This window comes from Mesorhizobium sp. M7A.F.Ca.CA.004.06.1.1 (assembly GCF_003999135.1).
Classification (GTDB): Bacteria; Pseudomonadota; Alphaproteobacteria; order Rhizobiales; family Rhizobiaceae; genus Mesorhizobium.
The window spans coordinates 1-454 of sequence record NZ_RZPQ01001451.1 but is presented as its reverse complement, the minus strand read 5'-3'; the positions used below and the strand labels follow the sequence as shown (position 1 = coordinate 454).

Here is a 454-nt window from a genome sequence, read left to right as displayed (position 1 = left end):
CCCTGACGGACCGCGGCCGATCCGGTGGCGCAAGCGTTCTCGACGCGCGTCGCCGGCTTGAAGCGCAGCCGGTCGTCGGCCTGAAGCACCAGGCTGGCGGTAAAATCCTGCGCCGAAAAGCCGGCGTTGAAATGTCCGAGCACGATCTCGTCGACCTCGTCGGGACCGATGCCGGCATGGTCGAGCGCGTCGGTTGCCACCTTGACGATCAGATTTTCTAGCGTTTCGCCCTCGAGCTTGCCGAAGCGCGAATGCGCCCAGCCAACGATGCATGCGGTCATGGCGGTCTCCATCCTTGGCGCCAGCCTAACATGTGGGCTCACGGCGCATTTCGCCTTTATTGTTCAAATATAAACAATCTTGCCCACTTCGTGAAGGGCGGGAGGCGGACAATCGCTTGGTACAGCCAAGATCGCGGTCGATTTTTTTGTTGATTGACGCGTCAATAAAAAAT

Annotated in this window: 1 pseudogene; it reads right to left on the bottom strand. The window is 59.0% G+C overall.

Annotated elements, in window-relative coordinates:
• Positions 1-281 (bottom strand): annotated as a pseudogene (locus tag EN906_RS36885) (thiolase domain-containing protein); the annotation flags it as partial.
• Positions 282-454 lie beyond the last annotated feature (173 nt).